The sequence below is a fragment of the Microbacterium sp. K35 genome (genome assembly GCF_004794375.1).
Classification (GTDB): Bacteria; Actinomycetota; Actinomycetes; order Actinomycetales; family Microbacteriaceae; genus Microbacterium; species Microbacterium sufflavum.
Genome location: NZ_SSDM01000193.1, coordinates 1 through 3,780, shown reverse-complemented (window position 1 = coordinate 3,780; position 3,780 = coordinate 1). Strand labels below are relative to the sequence as shown.

Sequence of the window (3,780 nt, the reverse complement as noted above, 5' to 3'; positions counted from 1 at the left end):
GGGGCCGTGCCGGGCGGGTGGGGTGCGGCCGCCGAGCGGACGGGGTGGGTGCTGCTGCTCGCGGTGCCGGAGCAGGCGTGGCCGCTCGACCCCGACCGCACAGTGCGCTCGCCGGTGCTCGGCGCGTACGGGTTGCTGCACGGCTCCCGGGCGGGAGGTTCCCCCGCGGGATCGGTCAGACGGTGATGCGCGGACGCCGCGGGATCCAGCAGGCCACGCGGTCGCGGTAGGCGCGGAAGTCGGCACCGAACCGCGCCTCCAGGTCGGCTTCCTCCAGTGGTCGCACGAGCGCGTTCCACACCAGCGACCCGCACAGGGCGTACAGCACCACGAGCCACGAGCCCGCCATCAGGCCGACCGCCACGCCCTGCGCGATGCCGCCGACCGCCATCGGGTTGCGCACGAACCGGTAGGGCCCCGCGACCACCAGCCGCCGGGGCATCGCCGAGGGCAGGGGGGTGCCCTCGCCCTGCACCGACATGGACGCCGCCGACCACATCGACAGCGCGAACGCGAGCGCGAACAGCACCGCACCGGCGATGCGCACGGCCACGGGGAACGGCACGTGCAGCCCCCACCGATGCTCGGCGACGACGATCACGGCGGGCAGTGCCACCAGGAACACGGCGGAGAACACGAGGATCTGCACGGCCGTGCGGGACAGATGCGCCACGGGCCGGGCGGTCGCCGCGAGCCGGAACCGGAACGGCCCCCGCAGCAGCCACTCGGACGGAACCCGGCCGGTGAGCACGAGCACGGCGGCGCCGATCGACCCCAGCGCCGCGGCCGCCATGAGCAGCGCGCCCCATCCGGCCGCGCCCGTGATGGTGGCGTACAGCGCCATGCCGGCCGCGACCAGGGTCGTCCAGCCGGTGGTCGACCACACCGCGGCGCGCAGTCCCGCCGCAGCGAGGGCCGACCCGAGCACGAACAGCGGGATGTCGAGCAGCGCGACGAGCGAAGCGTCGAGAGAGCCGAGGGTCGCGGTGCGGATGCCGGGCGACACGAACACCGCGATCCACCACGCGGCGCCGGCGAGGGCCTGCGCTCCGAAGAACAGACGACCCCAGGAGCGCGGCGACATCCGGCGCCACAACTCCCCCATGCGGTCAGTCTAGGTCAGGCCGCGGCTCCCGCCGGCGGTGTCGCGTCAGCTCTGCGGGGCGTCGTTCCACGACCAGATGTCGTCGCCGCGCAGCACCGCGTCGGCCCCGCCGTCGCAGTAGATGGTCTGACCGGCCATGTGCGTGTTCGCCGGGCTGGTCAGCCACACCAGCAGTTCTGCGATGGACGACGCCGGCTGGTGGTAGTTGAGCGGCATCGGCACGGCGGCGTCCACCTGTGCCAGGCCCTCGGGCGACCCGAGCAGACCGGCGGTCATGGCGGTGATCACGGTGCCGGGGGCGACGGCGTTGAGGGGGATGCCGGCTCCGGCCCACGCGGGCGTCACCGACTCGCGGCGCACCCACCGCGACACCGCGCGCTTGCTCGACGAGTAGTTGAGGAACCCGCCCTCGGGGGTCGCGGCGAGCCGGTCGCCGATCTCCAGCGCGCGGGCCTCGTCACCGGCCAGGGCGGCGTCGACGAGCTCGGCGGACACCGGCTGCAGCGACGCCATCGACGACACCACGGCCGCACGCGGAGTATCGGCCAGGCTGAGCGTGGGGCGCAGGGCCTCCAGGAACTCGGTCACGCCGAAGAAGTTGATCGCCATGGTCTTCGCGATGGGGGCGGCGATGCCGGCGCACGCGATCACGGCGTCGATGCTGCCGTCTGCGGCTTCGATCGCGGCTTCCGCGGCGGCGATGCGGCCGTCGTGCGCGGAGAGGTCGCCCGCCACTTCGGCGCCGGCGAGGTCCACACCGATGACGGTGTGCCCCTGGGCGCGCAGCAGCGAGGTGGTGGCGGCTCCGATTCCGGATGCCGAGCCGGTGACGACGTAGGTGCGGGTCATGATGATTCCTCCTGGATGGACGGTGCCGACGGCGTGCCGGCGAGGGCGAAGACGAAGCGCGTGAGCTGGTGCCGGAACGCGGAGATCTCGTCCGCGTCCCAGCCGGCGAGGGCGTCTGCCACCAGGCGGTGACCGGCGTCGACCAGGCGCGCGTAGGCCTGCTCGCCGGCGGGTGCGAGGCGCACCTCGACCGTGCGGCCGGTGCGGATCGGGTCGACCACGCCCTGCGCGGCCATGCGGGCGACGAGCTTCGACGTGGTCGGGCGCGACATCGAGGCGTGCTCGGCGAGGGCACCGAACCCCAGCGCTCCCCCGTGCAGCCCGAGCAGGTACACCGCGCGGATGGCGGTGGGGTCGAGGGCGACGCCGACGCTCTCGGCCACCTGGGCCTGCACGTCGCTCTCGCTCCACGCCGACACCACGTTCACGAGGGCGACGTGGATGTCGGCGATGCTCTGGGCGTTCGCCATGCCCTCAGTCTACGCCTTTTGTTGCTTGAGGCAACTGTTCTCCGTCACGTACCCGGTCGAGCCCGAGTCGTCCACCAGCACATACGGCACCACATCAGCGGAGCTCCCGCGTCCACGACGCCAGTGCCGCTCCCGGCCGTCGCCGTACTCCAGCACGATCGCGCTCGGCACAGCACCGGCGGGAGCCACCACGTAGGAGCTGCCGCCGAGACCCGACGACCGCAGTTGCACCACGATCCCGCCGTCGTTCGGTCGCGGAGGTGTCGTGTGCAGATCCATCGGCGTCACCGGCAGTGCGTACTCGCCGCGCACCTGCAGCACCGCTGCGCCGGCGGCGCGCGGGCCCAGCGGCCTCACTCCGCCGCTCCGATGCGCGCAGCCCAGGCGGCCGTGTCCCGCACGCCACGGGCGTCGAGGTACGCGCGCACCGTGTCGTGTACGAGCCGGATCTCAGCTTCGTTGCCCATCGCGGCCTGCATCGTGCCGACGTCCGGGGTCGGCTTGCCGTCGATGCGCTCGAGCGCCTCCCACACGATGTCCTCGCGGGCGCCGCGTCCCAGGGCGTGCGGCATCGAGGTGAAGCGGATGCCGGGGCGGGCGGCTGGTCGTGACTCTTTCATGCGTGTTCCTCTCTCGTCCGGAGGGCAGGCTCGCGCGGAGGGGCCGGCGGCCCCTGGCGGCTCGCACGCCGGAGCGGGGGTCTCGCCCCTGTGCGGTCGTGCGGTTCTGCGGCCCGCGGTGCTCCCCTGATCACCGTCGAGTGCGGCGCGGGAGCCTCGGTCTGGCCGTCCGGTTCCCTCCGACCGTAGCACGTTGTTTTGAGTCATTCAAAACAACGTGCACCGAGCGGTGTGTCGTCTCAGGCGCTTCCGGACAACACCCGAGCGACGTACACCGCCGACGCACGCGACGCCCCGAGCGCCAGCACCGCCCGACCCGCGCGCACATCACCCTCTGCGGGCCACCCCGCGTACACGACCACGGCGTCGGGGCGCACGGCGAGCACCGCATCCTGCACGGCCGCCTCGAACGGACTGCTCTGCGGCTGATTCACCAGCAGCACCACGTCCTCCGTCCGGTCCGCGGTGACCGCGGCCGCCCGTGCGGCAGCCGCCGTCGCATCGAGTCCGGCGAGCGATACGCGCTCCACCGGCATCCGCTCGCGCAGCGCCACGGTGAAGAAGTCCGACGCCTCCCCCACCGCGACACTGCGCTTCGTGCGGGCGTCGACCACCGTGGCCGACGCACTGCCGAGGCGCACATCACCGACCACCGTGGCCGCGCGGGCGACGAGGTCTGCGCCCTCGAAGGCCGCCGGGCGCTCGGCGTCGTCCCCGTGGTCGCGGCGCCAGGCCG

The 3,780-nt window shown here is 73.5% G+C and carries 7 protein-coding genes; 1 reads left to right on the top strand and 6 read right to left on the bottom strand.

Features of this window, described 5'->3' with window-relative positions; translation table 11 throughout:
- A partial coding sequence (locus DW299_RS18935) for a hypothetical protein (protein WP_168443092.1) occupies positions 1-186 on the top strand: 186 nt, incomplete at its 5' end.
- Here DW299_RS18935 and DW299_RS07490 read toward each other — a convergent pair.
- The 6 genes from DW299_RS07490 to DW299_RS18930 form a co-directional block, all read right to left on the bottom strand.
- Positions 176-1,105, bottom strand: a complete 930-nt coding sequence (locus tag DW299_RS07490; protein WP_240745337.1) for a methyltransferase family protein — start codon at positions 1,103-1,105, stop codon at positions 176-178. The genes DW299_RS18935 and DW299_RS07490 overlap by 11 nt on opposite strands.
- Positions 1,106-1,150: 45 nt before the next feature.
- Positions 1,151-1,954: an SDR family oxidoreductase gene (locus DW299_RS07485; protein ID WP_136036219.1), complete on the bottom strand. Its 804-nt coding sequence runs from the start codon at positions 1,952-1,954 to the stop codon at positions 1,151-1,153.
- Positions 1,951-2,424, bottom strand: a complete 474-nt coding sequence (locus DW299_RS07480; RefSeq protein WP_136036218.1) for a MarR family winged helix-turn-helix transcriptional regulator — start codon at positions 2,422-2,424, stop codon at positions 1,951-1,953. Before DW299_RS07480 ends, DW299_RS07485 begins: the two co-directional genes overlap by 4 nt.
- A gap of 9 nt (positions 2,425-2,433) precedes the next feature.
- Positions 2,434-2,781 (bottom strand): hypothetical protein, encoded by a 348-nt coding sequence (locus tag DW299_RS07475; RefSeq protein ID WP_136036217.1) that lies wholly within the window; start codon positions 2,779-2,781, stop codon positions 2,434-2,436.
- Positions 2,778-3,044, bottom strand: a complete 267-nt coding sequence (locus tag DW299_RS07470; RefSeq protein WP_136036216.1) for a hypothetical protein — start codon at positions 3,042-3,044, stop codon at positions 2,778-2,780. Before DW299_RS07470 ends, DW299_RS07475 begins: the two co-directional genes overlap by 4 nt.
- A gap of 239 nt (positions 3,045-3,283) precedes the next feature.
- The coding region (locus tag DW299_RS18930) for a hypothetical protein (RefSeq protein WP_205814349.1) at positions 3,284-3,780 on the bottom strand (497 nt) is incomplete at its 5' end.